This window comes from Nocardioides nematodiphilus (assembly GCF_020216525.1).
GTDB lineage: Bacteria > Actinomycetota > Actinomycetes > Propionibacteriales > Nocardioidaceae > Nocardioides > Nocardioides nematodiphilus.
Window position 1 is genome coordinate 71,494 of record NZ_JAIWOY010000007.1, and the last position, 22,325, is coordinate 93,818.

15 protein-coding genes are annotated in these 22,325 nt (G+C 71.4%); 4 read left to right on the forward strand and 11 right to left on the reverse strand.

The annotated features are described in order from the left end of the window. The first annotated feature begins 4 nt into the window (after positions 1–4). Complete coding sequence (locus tag KSO98_RS12725) at positions 5–1,687, forward strand: NAD(P)/FAD-dependent oxidoreductase (protein ID WP_225285986.1); 1,683 nt, start codon at positions 5–7, stop codon at positions 1,685–1,687. On the opposite strand, the gene KSO98_RS12730 is transcribed toward KSO98_RS12725, so the two are convergent. From KSO98_RS12730 to KSO98_RS12745, 4 genes are all read right to left on the reverse strand, one after another. After that, positions 1,684–4,026 carry an ATP-binding cassette domain-containing protein gene (locus KSO98_RS12730; RefSeq protein WP_225285987.1) on the reverse strand — a complete coding sequence of 781 codons (2,343 nt, stop codon included), beginning with the start codon at positions 4,024–4,026 and terminating at the stop codon, positions 1,684–1,686. The genes KSO98_RS12725 and KSO98_RS12730 overlap by 4 nt on opposite strands. A 17-nt stretch (positions 4,027–4,043) precedes the next feature. Next, entirely contained in the window at positions 4,044–4,796 is a 753-nt protein-coding gene (locus KSO98_RS12735; protein WP_225285988.1) for an LLM class flavin-dependent oxidoreductase, read from the reverse strand. A 61-nt stretch (positions 4,797–4,857) separates the two neighbouring features. Then, the gene (locus KSO98_RS12740; RefSeq protein ID WP_225285989.1) at positions 4,858–6,417 is read right to left on the reverse strand and encodes an ATP-dependent nuclease; all 1,560 of its coding nucleotides are present in this window, start codon (positions 6,415–6,417) and stop codon (positions 4,858–4,860) included. A 737-nt stretch (positions 6,418–7,154) separates the two neighbouring features. After that, the gene (locus tag KSO98_RS12745) at positions 7,155–7,445 is read right to left on the reverse strand and encodes an LLM class flavin-dependent oxidoreductase (protein ID WP_225285990.1); all 291 of its coding nucleotides are present in this window, start codon (positions 7,443–7,445) and stop codon (positions 7,155–7,157) included. A 187-nt stretch (positions 7,446–7,632) separates the two neighbouring features. Here KSO98_RS12745 and KSO98_RS12750 point away from each other — a divergent pair, with 187 nt between their 5' ends. Together KSO98_RS12750 and KSO98_RS12755 are read left to right on the forward strand one after the other, a co-directional pair. Beyond that, on the forward strand, positions 7,633–9,696 hold the full coding sequence (locus KSO98_RS12750) for a LamG-like jellyroll fold domain-containing protein (protein ID WP_225285991.1): 2,064 nt from the start codon (positions 7,633–7,635) through the stop codon (positions 9,694–9,696). Positions 9,697–9,720: 24 nt separating this feature from the next. Next, positions 9,721–10,848 (forward strand): beta-galactosidase, encoded by a 1,128-nt coding sequence (locus KSO98_RS12755; RefSeq protein WP_225286104.1) that lies wholly within the window; start codon positions 9,721–9,723, stop codon positions 10,846–10,848. On the opposite strand, the gene KSO98_RS12760 is transcribed toward KSO98_RS12755, so the two are convergent. From KSO98_RS12760 to KSO98_RS12785, 6 genes are read right to left on the reverse strand one after another with little or no spacing between them, the layout of a single operon-like run. Then, on the reverse strand, positions 10,827–13,088 hold the full coding sequence (locus tag KSO98_RS12760) for a glycosyltransferase family 4 protein (protein ID WP_225285993.1): 2,262 nt from the start codon (positions 13,086–13,088) through the stop codon (positions 10,827–10,829). The genes KSO98_RS12755 and KSO98_RS12760 overlap by 22 nt on opposite strands. Next, entirely contained in the window at positions 13,085–14,401 is a 1,317-nt protein-coding gene (locus KSO98_RS12765; RefSeq protein WP_225285995.1) for a lipopolysaccharide biosynthesis protein, read from the reverse strand. Before KSO98_RS12765 ends, KSO98_RS12760 begins: the two co-directional genes overlap by 4 nt. Beyond that, positions 14,398–16,749, reverse strand: coding sequence for a hypothetical protein (locus tag KSO98_RS12770; RefSeq protein ID WP_225285996.1), 2,352 nt, complete (start codon positions 16,747–16,749; stop codon positions 14,398–14,400). The genes KSO98_RS12765 and KSO98_RS12770 overlap by 4 nt, the downstream gene beginning before the upstream one ends. Further along, positions 16,749–17,996 (reverse strand): hypothetical protein, encoded by a 1,248-nt coding sequence (locus tag KSO98_RS12775; RefSeq protein WP_225285997.1) that lies wholly within the window; start codon positions 17,994–17,996, stop codon positions 16,749–16,751. Before KSO98_RS12775 ends, KSO98_RS12770 begins: the two co-directional genes overlap by 1 nt. Further along, entirely contained in the window at positions 17,993–18,427 is a 435-nt protein-coding gene (locus KSO98_RS12780; protein ID WP_225285998.1) for a hypothetical protein, read from the reverse strand. Before KSO98_RS12780 ends, KSO98_RS12775 begins: the two co-directional genes overlap by 4 nt. Beyond that, positions 18,424–19,503 (reverse strand): glycosyltransferase, encoded by a 1,080-nt coding sequence (locus KSO98_RS12785; protein WP_225285999.1) that lies wholly within the window; start codon positions 19,501–19,503, stop codon positions 18,424–18,426. The genes KSO98_RS12780 and KSO98_RS12785 overlap by 4 nt, the downstream gene beginning before the upstream one ends. A 172-nt stretch (positions 19,504–19,675) precedes the next feature. Between KSO98_RS12785 and KSO98_RS12790 the strand changes: the two genes are divergently transcribed. Next, on the forward strand, positions 19,676–20,743 hold the full coding sequence (locus KSO98_RS12790) for an NAD-dependent epimerase/dehydratase family protein (protein WP_225286000.1): 1,068 nt from the start codon (positions 19,676–19,678) through the stop codon (positions 20,741–20,743). Here KSO98_RS12790 and KSO98_RS12795 read toward each other — a convergent pair. Next, on the reverse strand, positions 20,731–22,302 hold the full coding sequence (locus tag KSO98_RS12795) for a chitinase (RefSeq protein ID WP_225286001.1): 1,572 nt from the start codon (positions 22,300–22,302) through the stop codon (positions 20,731–20,733). The two genes, KSO98_RS12790 and KSO98_RS12795, sit on opposite strands and share 13 nt — an antisense overlap. Positions 22,303–22,325: the final 23 nt, after the last annotated feature.

Sequence of the window (22,325 nt, forward strand, 5' to 3'; positions counted from 1 at the left end):
CCTCATGCCCGAGGCCGACCTCCGCCCCGTCATCGCGATCTGCGCACCCGAGCACGCCGACATCCTCGAGCGTGAGTTCTTCCGCTACACCGGTGACTACGACGTCCACCTGCACAGCACGCCGGTGGCGATGACCGCCGACCTGGCCACCCTCGTGGCGCAGGGCCGCCAGATCGCGCTGCTGGTCACCGAGTCGGTGCTGCCCGGCGTGCCCTTCTTCGAGACCGCCGGCACCTGGCGCTCGATCATCCCGACCGCGCGACGCGTCGTCTGCGCCCACATCGACCACTTCCTGCGCCAGTCGCCGGAGTTCCGCCCCGGTCTCGCGGTCGGCAAGTACGACGCCTTCCTCCTCACTCCGCGCGGCGCCCGCGACGAGGAGTTCCACACGGCCATCACCGAGCTCCTCTCCGACTGGGGCTCCACGGTGGCCGACCCCGAGGTCGCCTCCGCCAAGATCATCACCGCGGGCAACGACCCGTTGGTGGTCGCGATCCGCGACTACCTCGACCGGATGGGGATGCCGTCCCACACCTACGCCCCGGACTCCGAGATCGGGCGGCGCATCCTGGACGAGCTCGCCGCCGACGGTGAGGAGATCACGCTGCCGGTGGTCTGGTCCCTCAACCGCCAGTCCGGCTCGGTCCGCAGCGTGCGTGAGGTCGCCGCCCGCTTCTACGGTCGCCCCGAGCAGATCGCCGCGGCCGGCGAGGTGCAGGACGTGGTGGTCGTCGGCGCCGGTCCGGCCGGCCTCGCGGCCGCCGTCTACGGGTCGTCCGAGGGCCTGTCGACCGCTGTCATCGAGGCCGAGGCGATCGGCGGGCAGGCCGGCACGTCGTCGATGATCCGCAACTACCTCGGCTTCCCGCGCGGCATCTCCGGCATGCGCCTGGCCCAGCGCGCCCGGAACCAGGCGATCCGCTTCGGCACCCAGTTCACCGCCGGCTGGCCGGTCACCTCCCTGATCCCCGGCGCGCCCGGCGAGCCGCACGCGCTGGTCACCGACGGCGGCTCGATCCGGGCCCGGGCCGTGGTGATCGCCAGCGGCGTCGACTACCGCCGCCTCGCCGTCGACACGGTCGAGGAGTTCGTCGGCAAGGGCGTCCAGTACGGCGCCGCCGCCAGCTCCGCCCGCTCGATGTCCGGACGCGACGTCTATGTCGTCGGCGGTGGCAACTCCGCAGGTCAGGCCGCCATCCACCTCGCACGCTTCGCCCGTTCGGTCACGATCGCGGTGCGTCGCAAGGGACTCGAGGAGACGATGTCGGACTACCTCATCCGGGAGATGTCGTATAGCCCGCGGATCAAGGTCCTGCCCTGCACCGAGGTGGTGGGCGCACGTGGCGACACGGCGCTCGAGGCGATCGAGATCCGTGACGTCGAGACGGGCGCGGTGCAGGAGGTCGAGTGCGCCGGCCTCTATCTGCTGCTCGGCGCCCAGCCGCACTGCGACTGGCTCCCCGAGGAGATCTGCCTCGACGCCAAGGGCTTCGTCCAGACCGGGCGCGACGTCCCGACCGAGCACTGGATCGAGGGTCTCCCGCCGGAGAGCCTCGCCACCTGCGTGCCGGGCATCTTCTGTGTCGGCGACATCCGGGCGGGCTCGATGAAGCGGGTCGCCTCGGCCTCCGGCGAGGGCGCCTCGGTGGTGCCCCTCGTGCACCAGTACCTGGCGTCCCTGGCCTAGGCCCCGACGTACGCGGCCAGGTGCTCGCCGGTCAGCGTGGACTTCGCCCGTACGAGATCGGCGGGCGTGCCCTCGAAGACGACCCGGCCGCCGTCGTGACCGGCGCCGGGGCCGAGGTCGATGATCCAGTCGGCGTGCGCCATCACGGCCTGGTGGTGCTCGATCACGATCACCGAGCGCCCGCTGTCCACCAGTCGGTCGAGCAGCCCGAGCAGGTTGTCGACGTCGGCCAGGTGCAGACCCGTGGTCGGCTCGTCGAGCACGAAGACGTCGGCGTCACCGGAGCCGAGGTGGGTGGCGAGCTTGATCCGCTGCCGCTCGCCCCCGGACAGGGTGGTCAGCGGCTGGCCGAGCTTGACGTAGCCGAGGCCGACGTCGACCAGTGTCGCCAGGATCTTCGAGGCCGCCGGGGTCCGCGCGTCGCCGTCGGCGAAGAAGGACGCCGCCTGGGCGACCGACAGGTCGAGCACCTCGGCGATGTTGAGGCCGCCGAGGCGGTACTCCAGCACCGCCGCCTGGAACCGCTTGCCGCCGCAGTCCTCACACGGGCTCGCCACCGTCTCCATGAAGCCGAGCTCGGTGTAGATCATCCCGTTGCCGTTGCAGGTCGGGCAGGCACCCTCGGAGTTGGCGGAGAAGAGAGCCGGCTTCACGCCGTTGGCCTTCGCGAACGCCTTGCGGATCGGCTCTAGCAGACCGGTGTACGTGGCGGGGTTGGACCGGCGCGACCCCTTGATCGCGCCCTGGTCGACGGTGATGACCGAGTCGCTCGGCAGGTGGCCGTGGATCAGCGACGACTTGCCGGAACCGGCGACGCCGGTGACCACGCAGAGCACCCCGGTCGGTACGTCGACGTCGACCGAGTCCAGGTTGTGGGTGTCCGCGCCTCGGATCGCGAGCACACCGGAGGGCGCGCGTACGGACGCCTTCAGCCGGGCGCGATGGTCGAGGTAGCGCCCGGTCAGGGTGCCGCTCCCCCGCAGGTCGGCGACGGTCCCCTCGAAGCAGATCGTGCCGCCGTCCGAGCCCGCCCCCGGCCCGAGATCGACGACCCGGTCCGCGATCGCGATGGTCTCGGGCTTGTGCTCGACGACCAGGACGGTGTTGCCCTTGTCGCGCAGCTCGAGCAGCAGCGCGTTCATCCGCTGGATGTCGTGGGGGTGCAGGCCGACCGTGGGCTCGTCGAAGACGTACGTGACGTCGGTCAGCGCCGAGCCCAGGTGGCGCACCATCTTGGTGCGCTGGGCCTCGCCCCCGCTCAGCGTCCCGCTCGGGCGGTCCAGGGAGAGGTAGCCGAGGCCGATCTCGGTGAAGGCGTCGAAGAGCCGCAGCAACGTCGCGATCAGCGGCGCGACACCCGGGTCGTCGACCGTACGCAGCCACGCGGCCGCGTCGGTGATCTGCAGCGCGCAGATGTCGGCGATCGACCGTCCCCCGATGAGCGAGGAGCGCGCCGACTCGTTGAGCCTCGTCCCCGAGCACGAGGGGCAGGTCTTGAAGACGGCGGCCCGCTCGACGAAGGCCTTGATGTGCGGCTGCAGCGAGTCGACGTCCTTGCTGAACATCGACTTGCGGATCTTGGGGATCAGGCCGTCGTAGGTGACGTTGATGCCCTTGGCCCTGATCTTCGTCGACTGCTTGTAGAGCAGATCGTGGCGCTCCTTCTCGGAGTAGTCCCTGATCGCCTTGTCGGGGTCGACGAAGCCGGACTCGATGAAGGTCGCCACCATCCAGCCGTCGGCGGTGTAGCCCGGCACCAGGATGGCGCCCTCGCGCAGCGACCTCGACTCGTCGATGATCACCGACAGGTCGAGATCGGAGATCGTGCCGCGTCCCTCGCACTCCGCGCACATGCCGCCGAGGTAGATCGCGTCCTTGACGATCTTCTTCTCGCCGTTGGGGCCGGTCATCACCCCGCTCGCGCGCGTGGTCGGGATGTTGAACGAGAAGGCGGTCGGACCACCGATGTACGGCGTGCCGAGCCGGCTGAAGAGCGAGCGCAGCATGGCGTTCGCGTCCGTCACGGTGCCGAGCGTCGAGCGCGGGTTCGCGCCGAGCCGCTCCTGGTCGACGATGATCGCCGTCGTCAGCCCCTCGAGCGCGTCGACGTCGGGACGTGGCAGGTTCGGCATGAAGCCCTGCACGAACGTCGAGTACGTCTCGTCGATCAGTCGCCGTGACTCGGCCGCGATCGTGCCGAACACCAGGGACGACTTGCCCGACCCCGAGACGCCGGTGAAGACCGTCAGGCGTCGCTTCGGGATCGTGATCGCGAGGTCGCGCAGGTTGTTCTCCCGCGCGCCCTCCACCCGGATGACGTCATGGCTGTCTGCTCGCACCAGGCGAGCCTATTGGCTCAGCGCCAGCCGAGGGCGGGCGCGACGTGCTCGAGGATGTTGCCGAGCAGCTTGGCGTTGTAGTCGACGCCGAGCTGGTTGGGCACGGTCAGCAGCAGGGTGTCGGCGGCGGCGACGGCCTCGTCGTCCTTGAGCTGCTCGATCAGCTTGTCGGGCGAGGCGGCGTACGTGCGACCGAAGATCGCGCGGAAGTCGTCGATCTGACCGACCTGGTCGCGGCCTTCGCCCTCGCCACCGAAGTACATGTCGTCGATGTCGTCGACGATCGGCATGATCGAACGGCTCACCGAGACCCGTGGCGTACGGGTGTGGCCGGCTTCCTTCCAGGCCTCGAGGTAGGCCTCGATCTGCTTGCGCTGCTGCACGTGGAACGGCTCGCCGGACTCGTCGGCCTTGAGCGTCGAGGACTGGAGGTTCATCCCCAGCGTGCCGGCCCAGCGGGCGGTGGCGTCGGAGCCGGCGCCCCACCAGATCCGCTCGCGCAGCGTCTCGGAGTGCGGCTCGAGCCGCAGCAGCCCCGGCGGGTTGGCGAACATCGGGCGCGGGTTCGGCTCGGCGAAGCCGTCGCCCTCGAGCATCTGCAGGAACACCTGCGTGTGGCGGCGGGCCATGTCGGCGTCGGTCTCGCCCTCGGCCGGCTGGTAGCCGAAGTAGCGGAAGCCGTCGATGACCTGCTCCGGGCTCCCCCGCGAGATGCCGAGCTGGAGCCGGTGCCCGGCGATCAGGTCCGCCGACCCGGCGTCCTCGACCATGTAGAGCGGGTTCTCGTACCTGTCGACTTAGCGTACGTGACTCTGAGACCAGCCAGCCTGCTCAGCTCATCGCATCGACGGTGCGACGGCGGCGGAAACGGCACTCCTCCTCGACCTCCTGTGCAAGGTCTCCGAGACCCATCGTGGGTAGAAGGTCCTTGAACCGCTCCACGAGCGCGAGGCCATCGCTTTCATCCAGTACATCTGTTACCCACACGTCGAGGAACGACTCCCAGACACGGCTCTTGCGAACCCTGTCGCCGAGCTGCCGCGCGATCTCCGCCGACCAAGCGTGATGGTTCGGGATCGTTAGCGCGTCGTCGACGATGTCGGCCAAGTCGCCGAAGCGAACGCCGAGCCGCTCAGCGACGGCAGCCATGTTGTCTTCACTCATTGACCGGTAAACGACCACCTCCGGCGGGCCGCCGCCCGGAAGAGCGACACAGCCAACTCCGCTCCCCTCGTCACCATCAAGGACACCGATCCCTGCTTCCGGCAGCTTTCCGGCGTGGGCGAGTCCGCCCAACGAACGAACGGTCCCTGCGGGACCTACCTCCACGATCTTCATGCGCTCGAGTGCACCTGGATCGAATCTACGAACGATGCTCTCAACCATGGATCCGGACTCTCCGTCTTCGCAATAGGCAAGAAGTTCCGGGTGCCGCTCGTCATCCATCAGAGACAAGGCGTACTCAGGGGTGACCCCGTAGACCGGCTCTCGTTGCCCGGCGCGCGTGGATCGAAGGTAGATCCGGGCCTCAGGCGGGAGTTGCTCTAGCACGTATGGCGAATGGGTGCTGACGACGAGTTGCAACCTCCGGGCGCGAGCGATGCCGATGAGTTCGGTCATCAGGCGGCGCTGGGCTCGGGGATGAAGGGAAGCCTCGACCTCATCGATCAGAATCAGGGAGTTTCGTGGCGCCTCTTGCAACAGCGCGATGAGGTCGGTCGTCGCATCCTCCCCCGCACCTTGGTGGAAATTCGAGTAGCTAGCTCCACTACTCGTTTCGACGATCCCAACTTGCTTTCCACGTTCGTCACGGACGATAGATCCGGACTCGTAGTTTCGCCCAAGCACGCGTGAGAGCACTTTTACGTTGTCAGGAGTGAGTTGGAGCTCCGTCGCTGACTTGGCCAGTTCCGTCCGAGCAACGCGTCCGTATCCGATCAGGGTGTCAACGGGCTGAGTTCGAGAAATGTCGAGAAACACGACGTTGCGAGCGAGGCGCTCGGGCATGCCGCGCCACCTCGTCGTCTGCTTTCTGAGCGACTTCTGCTCGACGCTATCGCCTTGACGGATCCGGTACTCGAGTCTGACACCGCTCACGATCTCCCAGGGCGTGCTTGGGAAGAAATCATCAGGGGAAAGATCCTTCGCAGCATCGCCCGCTGCGGGCCGGTAGGCGGCCGCGGCGGCCTTCAAGACCGTGCTCTTGCCGGATCCGTTCTCGCCCGCGATTGCCACCACTGGGAATCTGAACTCGACCCACTGCTTCTGCCAGCCACGGACTCCATCTATGTAGACAGCCTCGAGAAAGAGCGGCCATCCAGCGCTGGTGTTCCGGCTCGACGCCCAATCGCTGGCCAGTCCGGGCAAGGTCGGGGACTCGCGGCTGGTCATGTGACTCCTTAAAGGCGGTGGGTGCTGGGAATTCTGGCTCTGGCGTATCCCCGGAGGCCAGGTTGCCCGCCACGGAGGAGTGTCGCGTGCCGGGCACGCAGCATCACAGCTGCCCAACCAACCGAGGTGGAGGCAGTTCCGCCTGCGGGCGGGACTTTACCTTTGATGGCCTGCTTCGTTGGTGAAAAGCAGATGTCCGCAGAGACGGCACCGTCAGATGGCGTTCGCGCGCTCAGCCGCTGACTTGACGAAGGGTCGGGCGACGCTCTCGAAAAGAGGCGTCGTCAGCTCTCGGGGGGCAGGACTGGGTAGCGACCGTGCCCAGCAAACCCAGATCAATCTCGCTAAGAGGTTGGAGCGCTGTTTCAGCGGTGAGGAATCCCGCAGCCACGAAAGCTACCAGCGGATGGGTTCCCGTTGCTTGGGCAAGGATGGCGACTTCCGCGCCGCCGGTCGGCACCTTGTCGCCGCGCAGCCAGCGGCTCAAGGTGGTTTGAGTCGGGCCCGCTCCTGCGGTGACCTCTCGGATTCGGTTAGTGATTGCCTGCTGGGGCAAGCCATTCATACCGCCGAGAGCGAGAGCCGCCTCAACGTAGGTCGTCCATCGCGACTGCTTAGTAAGCACGACGACATACGCTAGATCAGAAGGTACGGCGACGCGCATCTATTCGCGAGCGGACGTGCATTCATCTGCTGACCTGCAGCGATCCGATGGAATCTGCTATGCGGTACGCGGGTCAGGCCGACATGTACGCGTTCTCGTAGCGCATGTCGATCACGCCGGTGCCGATCTCGATGCGCGACGTCCTGGCCCCGATCGCGGCGAGGAGCGGGAACGGCGAGGAGAGCTGGCGGGCGAAGTGATGCACGCGGAAGTACGCGCCGTCGGCGCCCACCTCCTCGGCGGCGACCGCCAGGTCGATGGACTGGAGCAGCACGTCCGAGGCCGAGCGGGTCGCCGACTGCGGCGAGGGCGACCAGTGGCCGAAGGAGAGAAAACCGATCTTCTTCACAGTTGATTCAACCATCAACCATCTGAGGCATTCCCGTGACCGCATGAAACCCGTAGATTCGGTTTCTTTACCACAAGGAGGATCTTCGCCCCCGAGCGATATGGGTCCCGGGACCAAGGACCCCTAAGGTGAGGGCCGCGACGGCCGATGTGGCAGTCAGTCAGCAGGTCGTCATTCCTCAGTCATCAGCCGAAGGACCGTCATGCAGATCCAGCGACACCGTCGTGGCAGCGCCCTGGGGCGCGTCTCTGCGCTCGTGGTGGCCGGCGCCCTCGGCTCCGGGCTGACGCTGCTGCCCGCGGGCGCAGCTCTCGCTGCCACCGGCACGTCGGACACCGCCCCGCCGGTGACCTCGGCCGGCGCCCTGATCGACTCGGTCGGGGTCAATGTCCACATGTCCTACAGCGACACGAGCTACGCCGACCCCGGCAAGGTGCTCAGCCTGCTGCAGGGCCTCGGCGTCCGCCACGTCCGCGACATGGTGGTCAGCAGCCGGGCGGACCAGGTGGCCGCCCTCCAGCGTCTCGGCGCCGCCGGCATCCGCTCCGAGCTCATCCTCAACGGCAGCTCCGGCATCGGGCCGCAGCTCGACCAGAGCCAGCTCTCCGAGCTGGCGCAGCTCGCGCCGGTCACCGACGCCGTCGAGCCGACCAACGAGTACGACTGCTCCGGCGACGCCGCCTGGCCCGCCCACCTGCACGCCTATGCGAGCCGGCTCGCCGAGGCGCTCCAGGCGTCCCCCGCCACCGCACGCCTCGGACTGCTCGCCCCCGCGTTCTGCCGCCCCGAGTCCGTCGGACAGTACGGCTCCGCGGTCGGCTCGGCGAGCGTCGCCAACGCCCATGAGTATCCCGCCGACAAGACGGTGGAGCTGGCCGCTGAGAGCAGGCTGCCCGCCTGGGCGGCCACCCAGGGCCCGGCGTTGCCCCAGGTCGTCACCGAGACCGGCTACAGCGACATCCAGAACAGTGCCTACCCCGCCCGCACCACCCAGGCCGCTGCGGCCGACAACCTGGTCCGCTCCATCCTGGAGAACAAGCGTCTGGGTGTGGTGCGCACCTACCTCTACGAGCTGCTCGACGAGAAGGCAGACTCCCTGCAGCTCGATCCGGAGCAGCACTTCGGGCTGGTCGCGAACAACGGCGCCCTGAAGCCCGCGTACACCGCCATCCAGAGCCTGTTGCGCGACATCGGCCGGACCAGCAACGCCTCGACCGTCGCCCCGTCGAGCGCGCCGGCGCCCTTCGCGGTCTCGCTCAGCGGGGGCGGGAGCCTGCTCCGCTCGCTGGTCACCACCGACCCGGACGGCCGCGGCCAGACCGTCGCGCTATGGCTCGCGGCGCCCACCACGTCCGCCGCCTCCTCCGTGCGGGTCAGCCTCTCCTCCGGCGCCACGGCCACGGCGCAGCGTCCCTCGCGGGGCAACGCGGTCACCGCGCTCGGCACCGGCACCAGCTTCGACGTACCCGTCGACGGAGCCGTCACGCTGGTCCACGTCGGTCCCCCGACGAGTGCCACGGCCGCGAGCTGCGTCAGCAGCGTCGGCTACGCCGCGACCGCGAGCGCACTCGGCGCCTCGGTGATCAACCCGCTGGCCGCGTCGACCTGGTCCGGGGCTCCCGCCGCGAGCAGCACGCTCCCCGCCTGGCTGCCGCAGGGTGGAGCCACGATCAGCGGCGGCGGCCAGCAGGTCCGCGTCGCCGTGCCCGGCTCGCCGACCTCCTGGACCATCGGCATCTGGGCGCGGATCGCGCCGGGCTCCGCCGAGGCCGCGCCGTTCGTCCACGGGACCAATCTCACCGGCGCTCTGATCCGCACCTACGACCTCACTCACGACGTCCCGTCCCACGTCCAGCTCAGCGCGTACGGTCCCGCCGCCGGCCCGGCGCCTGGCGCCGAGACGTACGGACAGCTCGTCCCGGGCTCGTGGCACTTCCTCGCCCTCGCCGCCGGCCCGAGCACCACCACGCTCTTCGTGGACGGCATCGCCGCCGGCACCGTCGCCAGCGCCCCCCAGGCCCTGACCGGCGTGGATCTGGGCTCGCTCGACGCCTCGCTCGGCGGCGGCTTCCGCGGCGACCTCGCGGCGCTGACGGTCTTCCCGAAGGCGCTGCCAGCGGCGTCCGTGCTGGCGCTGGCGACAGCGGCCGACCGGCCCTGCGAGCACCCCGCCACCCGCTCGAAGGCCCCTGCTCGGGCGACGAAGCACCGCCACCACAAGAAGGCACGCCACCACCACCGCCATCAGGCCACCAAGCGGCGCTGACCCTGGCATGCTGACGGCGTGCGCATGGGGAGCTCGGGGTCGCAGGATGCAGCGGGACCGCGACGTCGCGGCTGGGTGCTCTTCGCGCTCGTCCTGCTTGCCCTCGCCGTGGCGAGCGCGATCCCGTTAGGGCGCGCCCACCAGCGCACCGAGGCCCAGCAGGTGCGTCCTGCCCTCCCCGTGGGTCTCAACCTCGGGCGCCAGCTCGTCGGCGCGAGCGGAGCGCAGGTCGACGCGGCGATGCGTGATGTGGTCGAGCTCGGTGCGAGCTGGGTCCGGGTGGACTTCGCCTGGACCGACCTCGAGCCGCGCCGGGGACGCTACGACTGGTCGACGACCGACCGCATCGTCGCGGCGGCGGCCGAGCGCGGCGTCCACGTGCTCGCGCTGCTCACCTACACCCCGCCCTGGGCCCGCGCGCCGGGCTGCGAGCGGTTCGCCTGCCCGCCGGCGTCGGCCGCGGCGTTCGCCGCGTTCGCGGCTGCCACGGTCGCCCGGTACGCGCCTCGCGGCGTGACCAGCTACCAGCTGTGGAACGAGCCGAACATCGACCTCTTCTGGCCGCGCCCCGACCCGGCCGCGTACGGCGCGCTGGTCGGGGCCGCGGTCCCGGCGATGCGGGCCGAGCACGCCCACCTGCGGGTCCTGCTCGGTGGGCTCGCGTACACGACGCCGGCCGGTGATGGGATCGCGCCACCGAGCTTCGTCCGCCGCGCGTGCGCCGATCAGCGCTGCGACGTCGACGCGGTCGGCTACGACCCGTACACGTATCCCGAGGTGCCGAGCGTGACCGGCGTGACCACGCCGTGGAACTTGCTGACGGCCGGCGGCGCGTTGCGCCGCAGCGTCGACCAGGTGCTGGGCACTGACGTCCCGATCTGGGTGAGCGAGTTCGGCGCACCGGTGCAGCGTCCCGGTGAGCGCGGCGGGCGCGCAGTGAGCGAGCAGCAGCAGGCCAGCATCATCGGCACCGGTCTCACCCTGGCCCGGCAGGACCCGCTCGTCGGCGGCTTCTTCCTCAACGCCTGGCGCGACGACGCCGGCGCGGCCTCCCCCGCCGGCAGGTTCGGCCTCTGGCGCGCCGACGGCACGGCGCGGCCGGCCGTCGCCGAGGTCGCGCGCCTCCTGGCTCAGCCGAGCAGCGCGCGGTAGGCCGCCGCCGAACGCTCGGCGATCTCGTCCCACTCGTAGCGAGCCGCACTCGCCCGTGCGCCTTCCGCGTACGCCTCGTGCTCCTTGAGGATCCGCTCGACGGCGTCGGCGACGGCGTCAGGGCTGTTGTCGCACACGATGCCGTTGACGCCGTCGCGGACGAGATGGCGGGCGAAGTTGTCCGGGTGTGACGAGGTGACCACCGGGGTGCCCATCGCCAGGGCCTCGAGTCCGACCATGCCGAAGCCCTCGCGCTCGGAGGGGAAGAGCACCACGTCCGCCGCCGCCATCGCCAGCAGCACGTCGCGGTGCGCGGGCAGGAAGTCGATCATCTCGACGGCCCCGGGCGCAGCCGACCGCGCCCGGTCCGCGAGCATCGCGGCCGCAGGCCCCGCGCCGATCACCCGGAGGCGTACGGCGTGGCCGCGAGCGATCAGCTCCGCGCAGGCGTCGATGGCGACATCGACGCGCTTGTGCTCGAGCAGCCGCCCGGCGCAGAGCAGCTCGACCCGCTCGTTGGGCGCGCGCCGGGGCGTGAGGGGGAGCTCGGCGAGTGCGATGCCGGGAGTGATCAGGGAGACGCTGGCGGCGCCGGCCGCTCGTACCCGCTCGGCGGTCCCCTCGGAGACGGCGACGACGTGGTCGGGCAGCAGCGCAGCGGTCCGCTCCACCGCCGCGGCGAGGTGGCCGGCAGGTCCGAGATAGCGCACCCAGTAGTCGCGGCCCCAGAACTCGTGCCAGGTCACCGCCATCGGCCGGCGCCGCAGCCAGGCGACGACGCGCGCGGGGAAGAGCTGGAGGAAGGGGATGGCGTCGACCTCGAGCACGTCGTAGCGCCGGGTGAGCATGCGGAAGGTGGCCAGGGCGAAGGCGACCGCCTGCAGGATCGAGCGGCGCCCGCCGGTGTAGAGCGGTACCAGTGGCATCAGCGCGTGGAAGGTGACGCCGTCGCGCCGGATCGTCCGGGGTCCCTCCCACCACTTCATCGTGTGCACGTGCACGTCGATGTCATGGTCGGCCGCCAGGCGCGTCCAGAGCTCGTGCTGGCGCTGCTCCTTGCCGCCGGTGTGCCACGGTGAGACCGCGTCGGTCACCACGGCGAGGCGCAGGCGCCGGGCAGGCGCGGCGGGGCGGGTCAGGAGCGCGAGGGTCCGAGCGCGCTGGTGCTCCCACGACCACCGCTGCTCCGCCGCTCGCCGGCCCCCGGAGCCGAGCACATCGGCGCGGGCCGGATCGGTGAGGATCGCTCGCAGCGCAGCGGCGAGCGCCCCGGCGTCACCCGGCGGCACGAGGAGCCCGTCGACCCCGTCCCGGATGACGTACGGGATCCCGCCGACGGCACTGCCGACGACCGGGGTGCCGGTGGCCATCGCCTCGACGAGCACCATCCCGAACGACTCCGCGTCGGTGAGGGACGGCAGCGCGAGCACGCCGACGCCGGCGATCACCTCGGCGACCTCGGGCGCGGAGAGCTCGCCGTGCCAGGTTATCCGCTCCGCGACGCCGAGCCGGGCGGCGCGCGCCTGGAGCGCCGGCACCAGGTCGCCTCCCCCGACCATGACCAGCCGGGCCTCGGGCACGCCGGCCACCGCGTCGAGCAGGACCTCCACGCCCTTCCAGCGCGAGCTCTCCTTCAGCACCCCGACATAGCCGATCGTGGGTGGGCGCCCGCTCGCCGGCGGCCCGGGTCGGAAGACCTCGAGATCGACGCCGGGGGTGATCACCTCGGCGCGCGGGTCCCGGGCCACCAGCGCGGTGGGCGACGCCGCGACGAGCGCGCCGGCACGCGCCATCACGCGGGGCAGCACGTGTCGCTCGTAGGCCAGCAGGAGGCGGTCGACCGGGCCGCGGCCGCCGTGCTTGACCATCGAGCCGGCGTGATAGGTCAGCACGCTGGACCGCCTGCCCGCGGCGAGGATCGCCAGGTCCGCGAGCCCGGGCACCGGCGAGTGCGCATCGACCGCGTCGACGCGCAGTCGCCACAGCAGCCACTTCAGCTGCAGCCACCACCAGGGGTTCACCGGGGTGTTGGAGAGGGTGATCCAGGTGCCGAGCAGCACCACCTCGACGCCGTGGTGCCGCTCGCGGCGGATGCCGCGGCCCGGATGGGTGCTGATCACGACGACGTCATGGGCGGGCGAGTCGCGCAGCCATCGCGTCACCTGCCAGGCGTACGCCTGCAGGCCGCCGACCTGCGTCATCCGGGGGGCCACCACCGCGACCTTCCAAGGCCTGCTCATCCGTGCACCTCCTTGTCGTACGTCGTGGCGTGCGTCAGCCGCGTCAGCAGCAGCGAGATCGCTCCCCCGGCGCTCTGCCCCAGCCACCACCCGAGCGCGACCCCGGTGAGCCCGTGCTGGGCGCCCCATGCCACGCCGGTGAGGGTGAGGCCGGTCGAGATCAGCTGGGCGAGGACCATGGTCCGGCCCGTGGCGATCAGGCGCAGGCGCATGGCCGCCCAGTAGTTCAGCCCGACCCCGCTCGCACCGAGAGCGAGCAGACGGAGCGCGCCGACGCCGGAGCCCGCGTACTGCGCGCCGAAGACCGCGAGCAGCAGCGGCGCGGCGAGCACGACGACCCCCGCGCCGAGCACGACCGCCGCGGTCATCGTGCGGGCGCCGCGCTGCGTGATGGCCCGCTGCTCCGCGGTGTGGCGCTCGGCCTCCGCGTACATCGCGTTGCCGACCGTGTAGACGGCATGGTTGAGCAGATTGGCGACCTGGAAGCTGATGAAGAAGACCGCGTTGAGCGCAGCCCCCATCGTGTTGATCACGACCAGCGGGAGCACCAGCTGCGGCGTGATCAGGAGCCCGTTGACCACGTAGCCCGAGGCGGCGAGGCCCCGTGCGCTGCCGAAGCCGGGCGAGGGCCGCAGCGAGGGCCGATCGGGCAGGCCGCGCAGGATCACCGCGACGCTCGCAGCCGCGGCGAGCATGCTGGTCGCACCGAGGACGCCGAAGATGTGGAACGCCCCCGCGCCCGCCAGCGTGAACGGCAGCGCCATCCGTACGCCCCCGGTCAGGACGCCGTTGACCCAGAGGTTCGCCCGGACCCGGTCGACGGCCAGGAAGAGGCTGTCGGTGAGCTGGTTGACCGCCGTCGCGGCGACGAGGAGGGCGAAGACGGGAGCCGCCGTCCAGCCGAGGGCCCGGGCCACCCCGGGCGAGAGCGACGGCACGAGTGCCGCATAGGCGAGCGCGAGCGCCACTCCGGCGAGGGCGACGATGAGTCCCGCAGTCGCGACGTCGCTGGCCGGGCGGGTGCTGTGCGACATCGAGCGCAGCAGGCTGACGTTGAGGCCGAGCTGGGCGAAGAACGCCAGCGCCTCGGCGGCACTCACCAGCGTGCTCGCCACCCCGACCTCGGCGGGCTGCGCCAGCCGTGCGACGACGATCCAGAAGAGCGTCCCTGCGCCGGCCATCAGCAGCGTGGTGAGCACCATGATCAGTGCATTGGCGACCACCGGGTCGTCGAGCACCGCGCGCGCCCGCCCGATCGGCGACGGGCGCGCGGCCGAGTGCCGCGGCCCCCTCGGCAGGGTGCCGACGCTCATCGCCACACCTCCGCGTCCCCCGAGCTGTAGAGCAGGTCCAGCCGGCGCTCGAGCACGTCGCGCGGATAGGCGTAGGTCAGCAGATCGCCCGAGTAGAAGACCGTGCCCCTGCTGGCGCGAGCGGTCTGGCGGGTGAGGAAGACGTACTCGCCGCTGCGCAGCGCGACCGGGAGGAAGTCGTTGGTCACGACGCTGCCCTGGGGCAGCTGTGTCTGCAGCCGAGTGATGGAGACGATGTCGCTGGCTGCGACGAACGGAAGGTCGCTGCGCTCGAGCTCGGCGCCGAGCCACCTCGTCGCGGCCACCTCGGGCGTGTCCACGTAGAGCAGGTCGAAGTACGGGCCCTCGTTGGCCTGGGAGATCACCCCGGGCACGCCTCCGAAGGTCGCCGCGACGGCGCCCGTCAGGCAGGCGCCGAGCGCGAACAGGACCGTCGCGGTGCCGCCGTAGGCGTGCCGGGCGCGGACGAAGAGGGTCATCAGGCCGACGCCGACCAGAGGGGCGGCGAGCAGGAGCGCCTGCTGGAAGGCCCGCAGCACGCCGTAGTCGGCCGAGAGCCCCGGCACGGCGACGATCACGCCGACCGCTCCGATGCTGCCGAGCACCAGCCAGACCTGCTCGTCCCAGACCCGGCCGGCGGCGCGGACCTTGATCCAGAGCGCGATCAGGCCGATGACGAGCAGCAGCTCCAGCGCCAGGCCGGCCGCAGCGCGCAGGAGCATGTTCGCGTGGCCGATCGGGAGGCCCAGCCGGTCGAACACCCGGCCCGCCGGGGTCAACGCGGTGGGCGGCACCTCGGTCAGCCGGGGACGCGCGGCGTCGCGATCGTCGACGTTCGGGATGACGTACTCCCCCGGCGAGGCGGCGCGCGCGGACACCAGCCCGTCGTAATAGGTGGTGAACCGCTCCTCGGGGCCCGGCCCGCCCCCGCCGATGAACTTCAGGTCCGAGGAGCCGATCACCGACTTGCCCTCGATCAGGCTGGTGGTGAGCTCGGTGACCGTCTCGGCGAGGTGTCCGCCCGAGTGGGTGATCGGCGTGCTCCACGTCCACGCTGCGGCGGTCAGCACCGCGACGACCCCGGGCGCGAGCATGATGAACACCACGGCGCCGGCGAGCGGGCGCGCCTCATGGGGGTGCTGGTGACGGCGGCGCCACCGGGCGACCGCCGCAGGGAGGACCCGCGAGCCGATCAGGCTCAGCATCAGCGTCGCGATCAGCATGTACGTCGTCGAGTAGTGCGACAGCACCACGCCGACGCCGAAGACCAGCGTCAGACACTGCCGCACCAGCGGCGGGTAGCGGTCCGCGCCCGCCGCGAGCAGCGCGAGCGCGACGAACAGGAACGCCATCTCCTGGCGGGTCAGGTACGGCATGTCGGTGAGGAACGTCGGGAAGATGATGAAGAACGCTGCGCCCACGATCGCCGCCAGCGGCGTGACGATGCGCCGGGCCGCGACATAGACGATCACGGGCACCAGCGCGAAGATCACCTGCGCGACGACCTTGAAGACCGCCAGCCCGCTCACGCCCATCACCTGCCCGAGCACGGTCGGCAGGATGTTGACGCTGAGACAGGCGTGGTACGCGGAGGCGTACTGGTCCATCGACCAGTGCCGCGCCGCGAAGGTCAGCGTGTAGGACAGGTACTCGTTCTGGATGTCGTGGCCGACGATGTACCACCCACGCAGCGAGGTGCCGAGCAGCAGCGCCAGGCCGCTGAGGTAGATCGCCGCGACCGTGCGGCGCGGTACCTCGCCGACCAGGACGGTGGCTGCCAGCGCGCCGACGGCGAGGAGGTGCGCGACCACGGCGACGGCTCCGGAGCGGCCGTTGTTGAGTCGGACGGCGCCGCCGATCGCGAGCACCAGCGCCAGCGCGGCGAGGGTGACCTCGGGGGCCAGCCGCGCGGTCAGCACGGCGTGTGCCCACGCCCGGGCGTTGCCCGGCCAGCGCGACGGCCGGACGAGGGTGACGCGGATGGAGGCGGCGAGCACCAGCAGGGCGTTCGCGGTGCCCGAGGCGAGCAGCAGGGTGTGCTCCTCGAGCGGTCGGTCGTCGCCCCACCACGGCAGCACGGTGTTCAGCAGCAGCGCCCCCACCATCACCCCGAAGAGGGCCAGCCCGAACGCGAAGAGCCGTGCGCTCGTGCGCTCCTCCATCGCGCGGAAGGTCCAGACCGCCAGCACGTACGTCGGGACGCCGAGGAGCGCGACCGCGCCGAGCACCGGCCGGGCCACCGGCAGGGAGAAGTCGTGGGCGAGGGCCCCGGTGGCGGCGGCGACGAGGAGCAGCGGAAGCGCCGCGCGCGCGAGCCACCGGCCCACGGCACCGCCCGTGGCGCGCATCAGGACACCTGGTGCCGGGACGCGGAGGACTGGTGGCGCGACGGGGAGAAGAGCACCCGCTCCGGGGAGGCCAGGAAGTCGCGCAGCGCCTCCTGGACGTGGTTGCGCGGCCACACCTCGGGGTTGAACGCCGCGCTCAGGCTGAGCCGGCCACCGAGCTCGACGGCCTGGACAGAGATCGAGTCGGGCCCGTTCGGGTGGCTGAAGGTGGCGATCAGACTCTCCCCCGGGCGGACGCCCGGGAGCATCGCGACGGTGTGCTGGCCGAAGTAGGAGACGGTGAGGCGCGGCGCACCGGTCGCAGCGGCGCTCGGCGCGTGGGTGTCGGTGGTGTGCCGGCCCCGGGCGCGCATCGCCGCGAGCGCGTACGCCGGCAGGCCGCGGTCGCGGACCTGCACCATCGCCTCGGAGATCGCGACCGGGTCGTGGTCGTCGTGGGGTCGGACGTAGAGCCCGGCCGACCAGTTGCCCCACAGTGGCAGGCCGGCGTGCGGGCGGCGGCTGTTGTAGAGGCACTCGAATCCCGGCCGGACCTCGGCCACGCAGCGGGCCAGCCCGGCCCTGATGCCCGCGATCACGATCGCCGCCATGCTGGCGTCGGGATAGAGCCGGTCGCGCAGATGTCGGACCGCCGCGGTGAAGCGCAGGTCGCTGAGCGCGACCACCGTAGTCGGTGTGCGCTCCTGCTCGTCGATCGCGTACGAGCCGCCGGCGAGCTCGCGCCGGTGGCGCACCACGTACGGCAGCGACCGGGCGTTGCGCAGCAGACCGGCGGCGATGTCCCGGTCACGCTCCCAGGCCGTCGCGACCCGCCAGGGCAGCTCCAACGTCTCCTCCGAGCGCGCCTGGCGCAGCAGATGCCCGACGAAGGTGTCGACCGTGAGCCCATCGCCGAACTCGTGGTCGGCGGTGACCAGCAGCCAGTCGTCACCCACCATCACGGAGAACCGCTGGCGAGCACGCAGGTGCGGCGGCAGGGTGAAGGCGAGCTCGGGGGCGATGGCGTGCAGCGGGCTGGCGAACACGTGCAGGTCCAGCCACGTGTCCATCTCGCGCTCCCCGACCGGGCGCCAGTGGCCGTCCGGATGGCACCAGCGTCCGACCTGCGGGGAGATCGTGGCGATCTGGCGCAGCGCACGCCGGATCAGCGCAGCGTCGGGGATGTCCATCCTGAGGTAGGCGCGGATGTAGCCGATGCCGCGCCAGGCGAGGTCGACCGGGTCGCCGGGGCGCCAGACGCCGCTCATGAGGCCGCTCCGCCGCAGTGCAGGACGAGCTTCTCGGGGCGGCCGTCGAGAGCGACCGTGACCGTCGCCGGCCGGTGCGAGGGCAGCGGAACGGCGAAGTGGCCGGTCGACCCGGGCGCTACGCTCAGGTGGCCGCGGGACCTCCCGGCGTGCCAGCCGAAGACGGTCGTACGGTCCAGGTGGCTCGCGAGGGCGACCTGGAGACCCTGCGCGTTGACGTCGGGCGAGCAGGTGCGGGCCGCGGTGGGCGAGGCGAAGGCGAGCTCGACGTACGGGGTCGGGAGTCGGTGGGTGGAGACCACGAGCTGGTGGCGGAGGGTCGATAAGGCGACGGCGCCGCCGGCCGTGACGAGGCCGAGCAACGCGAGCACCGGCACCGCGCCGAGCCACCACGGGCCGCCGGGGCGGCCGGTGGGAGCGGGCGAGGTCATCGTGCTGTCGTCACCGCCGGAAGCTCGCGCTCGGGCATGGCGAGCGCGACCACCGCCGCGGTCGCCGCAGTCGGTACCGCCGGGTGGTGCATGTAGACCAGATGGCTCTGGCCGTGCCGGGTGCGGGTCACGACGTCGACCACGACGCCGATCGCGACCAGCACCGCGATGGTCACCATCCCGGCGAACTGCGCCTCGACGGTGAGGCCGATGTTGGTGCCGGCCAGGTGGCCCAGATACGCGAGCATCGCGAACAGCGTGGCGGTGGAGGCGATGAGCGCGGCATAGAACGGCAGCGGGCGCTCGTAGCGGAAGAGCGAGAACGCGGTCTGCAGGATGCGGCGTCCGTCGCGGAAGGTGTGCAGCTTCGACTCGCTTCCGTCGACGCGCGCCCGGAAGCCCACGGGCAGCGAGGTGCACGGCACCCGCAGCGTCAGGCAGTGCACGGTCAGCTCGGTCTCGATCTCGAAGCCGCGCGACGTCGCCGGGAAGCTCTTCACGAAGCGACGGCTGAAGACGCGGTAGCCGCTGAGCATGTCGCGCGCGTTCTCGCCGAAGAGCCGGGCGACGACGCCGTTCAGGAGGCGGTTCCCCCACTCGTGGCCGCCTCGATAGGCCTCGGCGTCCTCGGGCGTCCGGACCCCGAGCACGTGGTCGTACGGGCCCTCCATCAGAGCGCGGATCATCTGCGGGGCGTGGGCCGCCTCGTAGGTGTCGTCGCCGTCGATGAGCACGTAGATGTCGGCGTCGATGTCGGCGAAGGCCCGCCGCACGACGTTGCCCTTCCCCGGACGCGACTCGGTCCGCACGATGGCGCCTGCTGCGCGGGCGATCTCGGCCGTGCCGTCGGTGCTGTTGTTGTCGTAGACATAGACGTCGATGCCGGGCACGGCCTCGAGCAGGCCCGTCACCACGTTCGCGATGGCGGCGGCCTCGTTGAGGCACGGCACGATCGCCGCGACCCGGTAGCCGGGGAACATCGGTGCGCTGGGCCGTAGGTTGCGGACGCGGCGCGCTCCGGGGGCGACGGGGCGCTCGGGGCGGCTGATCTCGAACCAACGTGTCAACTCGGTCACGGGGGTGCTCCGTTCGACGCATGCAGGGGGAACCCGAGAGGGAGCCAACGACGAGGTGGGGACCGGTCGTGGACGTGGATGCAACGAGTTCTCGTTCGCGGAGTGACGGGTGCTTCGGAAACACTCCCGAAGTGGCCTAGACCACCGCGGGGACCGTGGGTACCTGCTCCCCATGAGGATCGCGATCACCGGAGCCAGTGGCAATGTCGGTACGGCGCTGGTGCGCGCCCTGAGCGCGCACGGACACGAGGTCGTCGGCATCGCGCGCCGGCCCCCGGCTCCGAGCAGCAGGTATGCGGAGGCGGAGTGGCACGCCGTCGACCTGACCGCGGCGGACGCCGTCCCCCGCCTCACCGCGGCCTTCGCGGGCGCGGACGCGGTCGTCCACCTGGCGTGGGCGTTCCAGCCCACCCACGACCGGGACTACACCGAGCGCCTCGACGTCGGCGGCACGGAGCGGGTGATCGAGGCGGTGCTCGCGGCCGGGGTCCCGCACCTGGTCCACCAGTCCTCGCTCGGGGCCTACTCCCCCGCCCCCGCCGACGACCGCCCGGTGCCGGAGACCTGGGCGCGCCGCGGCATCGCCACCTCTCCGTACAGCCGGCACAAGGTCGCCGCGGAGGAGATCCTCGACGAGACCCTCGCGCGGCATCCCGACCTGATCATCGCGCGCACCCGGCCGGTGCTGATCGGCCAGCGGCTCAGCGGCTCGGGCCTGCTGCGCTACGCGATGCCGGCCCTGGTCCCGGCGGCCGTGCTCAAGCGGGTGCCGATCCTGCCGGTCGACGGGCGGCTACGGCTGCAGTTCGTGCATGCCGACGACGTGGCCACCGCGATCCGCCTGATCGTCGAGCAGCACGCCGGCGGCGCGTTCAACCTCGCCGCCGAGGACGTCGTGCCGGTCGACGCGATCGCCCGGGCCCTCGGCGGGCGTCACGTCCAGGTGCCGCTCCTGGTGCTGCGCCGCCTCGCCGACCTCAGCTGGCGCGCGCACCTCCAGCAGGTCGACGTCGGCTGGCTCGACATGGCGTACCAGGCGCCGCTGCTCGACAGCACCCGCGCCCGCGTCGAGCTGGGCTGGTCGCCGCAGCACCGCAGTGCCGATGTCCTCGCCGAGGTCATCGACGGGATGCGCGCGGGGGCGTACGACGACACCCCCATCCTGCGCCCGCGTCGGGTGCGCGAGGGCGTCGTCCGGGCGCTACGGGGAGAGCCGGTCGCCCACCGTCATCGTCCGTGAGCGGCAGCGGCGGCCGAGGGGCCGAGCTTCTGGATCTGCAGGACCTCGGTCGGGGTGAGCGCGCGCCACGGTGAGGGCACCGCCGCCGTGCCCGGCACGCCGGGGCGATCGCCCTGCGTCCACCACTGCGCCTCGTAGGCGGTGTTCTCGAACAGGACCCGGTCGCCCTCGTGATAGACGCGGCCGATGCGCCACTCGGGGTAGGTGCCGGCCGCGAGCGTCGGACTCGGCTCGGGGCGCTCCCCCGGCAGCACCGGGCCCAGCAGCGTCCACGGGGACTCGGTCTGCAGCGGGTCGTCCGGCATGTCGCCGGAGGTCCACCACTTGGCCTCGTAGACGTTGTGGTGCCAGACGACGCGCTCGGCCTGCACGTAGACGTGCGAGGGCGCCCACACCGGGTACGGCGCGGTGCTGGGATCGTCGGAGGGCATCACGGTGGGGTCAGCGGTCGGCGTGGCCGCCGCCCGAGGCGTGCTCGCATCGGCGCTCGTGGTGGTGTGGTCGACCCCGGAGAGCGCCGCGGTGAAGGCCGACGGAGCCTGGGTGACGCCGCTGCACGCGTCGGAGACGATCGTGACGTCGGGATAGTTGGCGCCGCAGGCGCGGTCGCGGTTGAGCGACCACATCGCGACCCGGCCGAGCTTGTGCGCGGTCGCGAAGGAGCGCAGTCGCGCCGCGTCGGCGAGGGTGAAGACCTCGCCGGCGATGTCGTTCTGGCCGATCATCGCGGTGGCACCCATCCGCTGCCAGACCGCCAGGCCGGTCGGCCGCTTCCCGCCGTGGGCGTAGACCCTCCCCAGCTGGGTGTGGGCGGCGTTCAGGGCGCTCACGGCCGCCTCACCCATCGTCTGGCCGGACGGGAGGTCGCCGTAGTCCATGGTCATGAGGTTCACGCCGGCCAGGTCCACGCCGGCGGCGATCGTGCCCGTGACGAGGGCCAGGCCTTCGGCGGTCAGGCCGGAGCGAGCCACCGGGACCGTGAGCCAGACCTTGACGTGGGTGTCCTCCTGGAGCCGCGCGATGGCCTCGCCGCGGCGTGCGGTGGCGCTCGTGTCCGAGAGCGCCTTGCCCTCGACGTCCAGATCGATGGTCCTCACCTTGTAGCGGCTCACTACCCCCTTGTACGCGGAGAGCAGCTCGTCGGGTGAGGTGCATCCGACGGCGAGGTCGGTGTTCGCCTGGCCCCCGAAGGAGACGAGGGGGTTGCCGCCGCGCTGGCGCAGCAGGGCGATGCGGCGGTCGAGGTCGAGCGCGTCGCCGGCCTCGTCCATCGAGTACGCGCCGCCCCAGCTCGGGGTGCACGGTGCGCCGGGGTCACTGACCACGAAGGAGAGCGTCGCGTCGAGGGCGGCTGCGCTCTCGGGGGACTCGAAGGGCTCACGAGGCGTCGCGGTGACGTCGACGTAGCCGGAGAAGCCGGGGGCGGACGCGTCGTCGAGCGCTCGGCTCTCCTGGAACCACGTCCAGCTGCGCAGGGACGCCAGGACGAGCGCCGCGATCACCACGACCAGGAGGGCCAATCGGGGCCACGAGAGCCGCCGTCCATCGAACTGTCCCACCGGTTCTCCACGCTTGTCTGTTG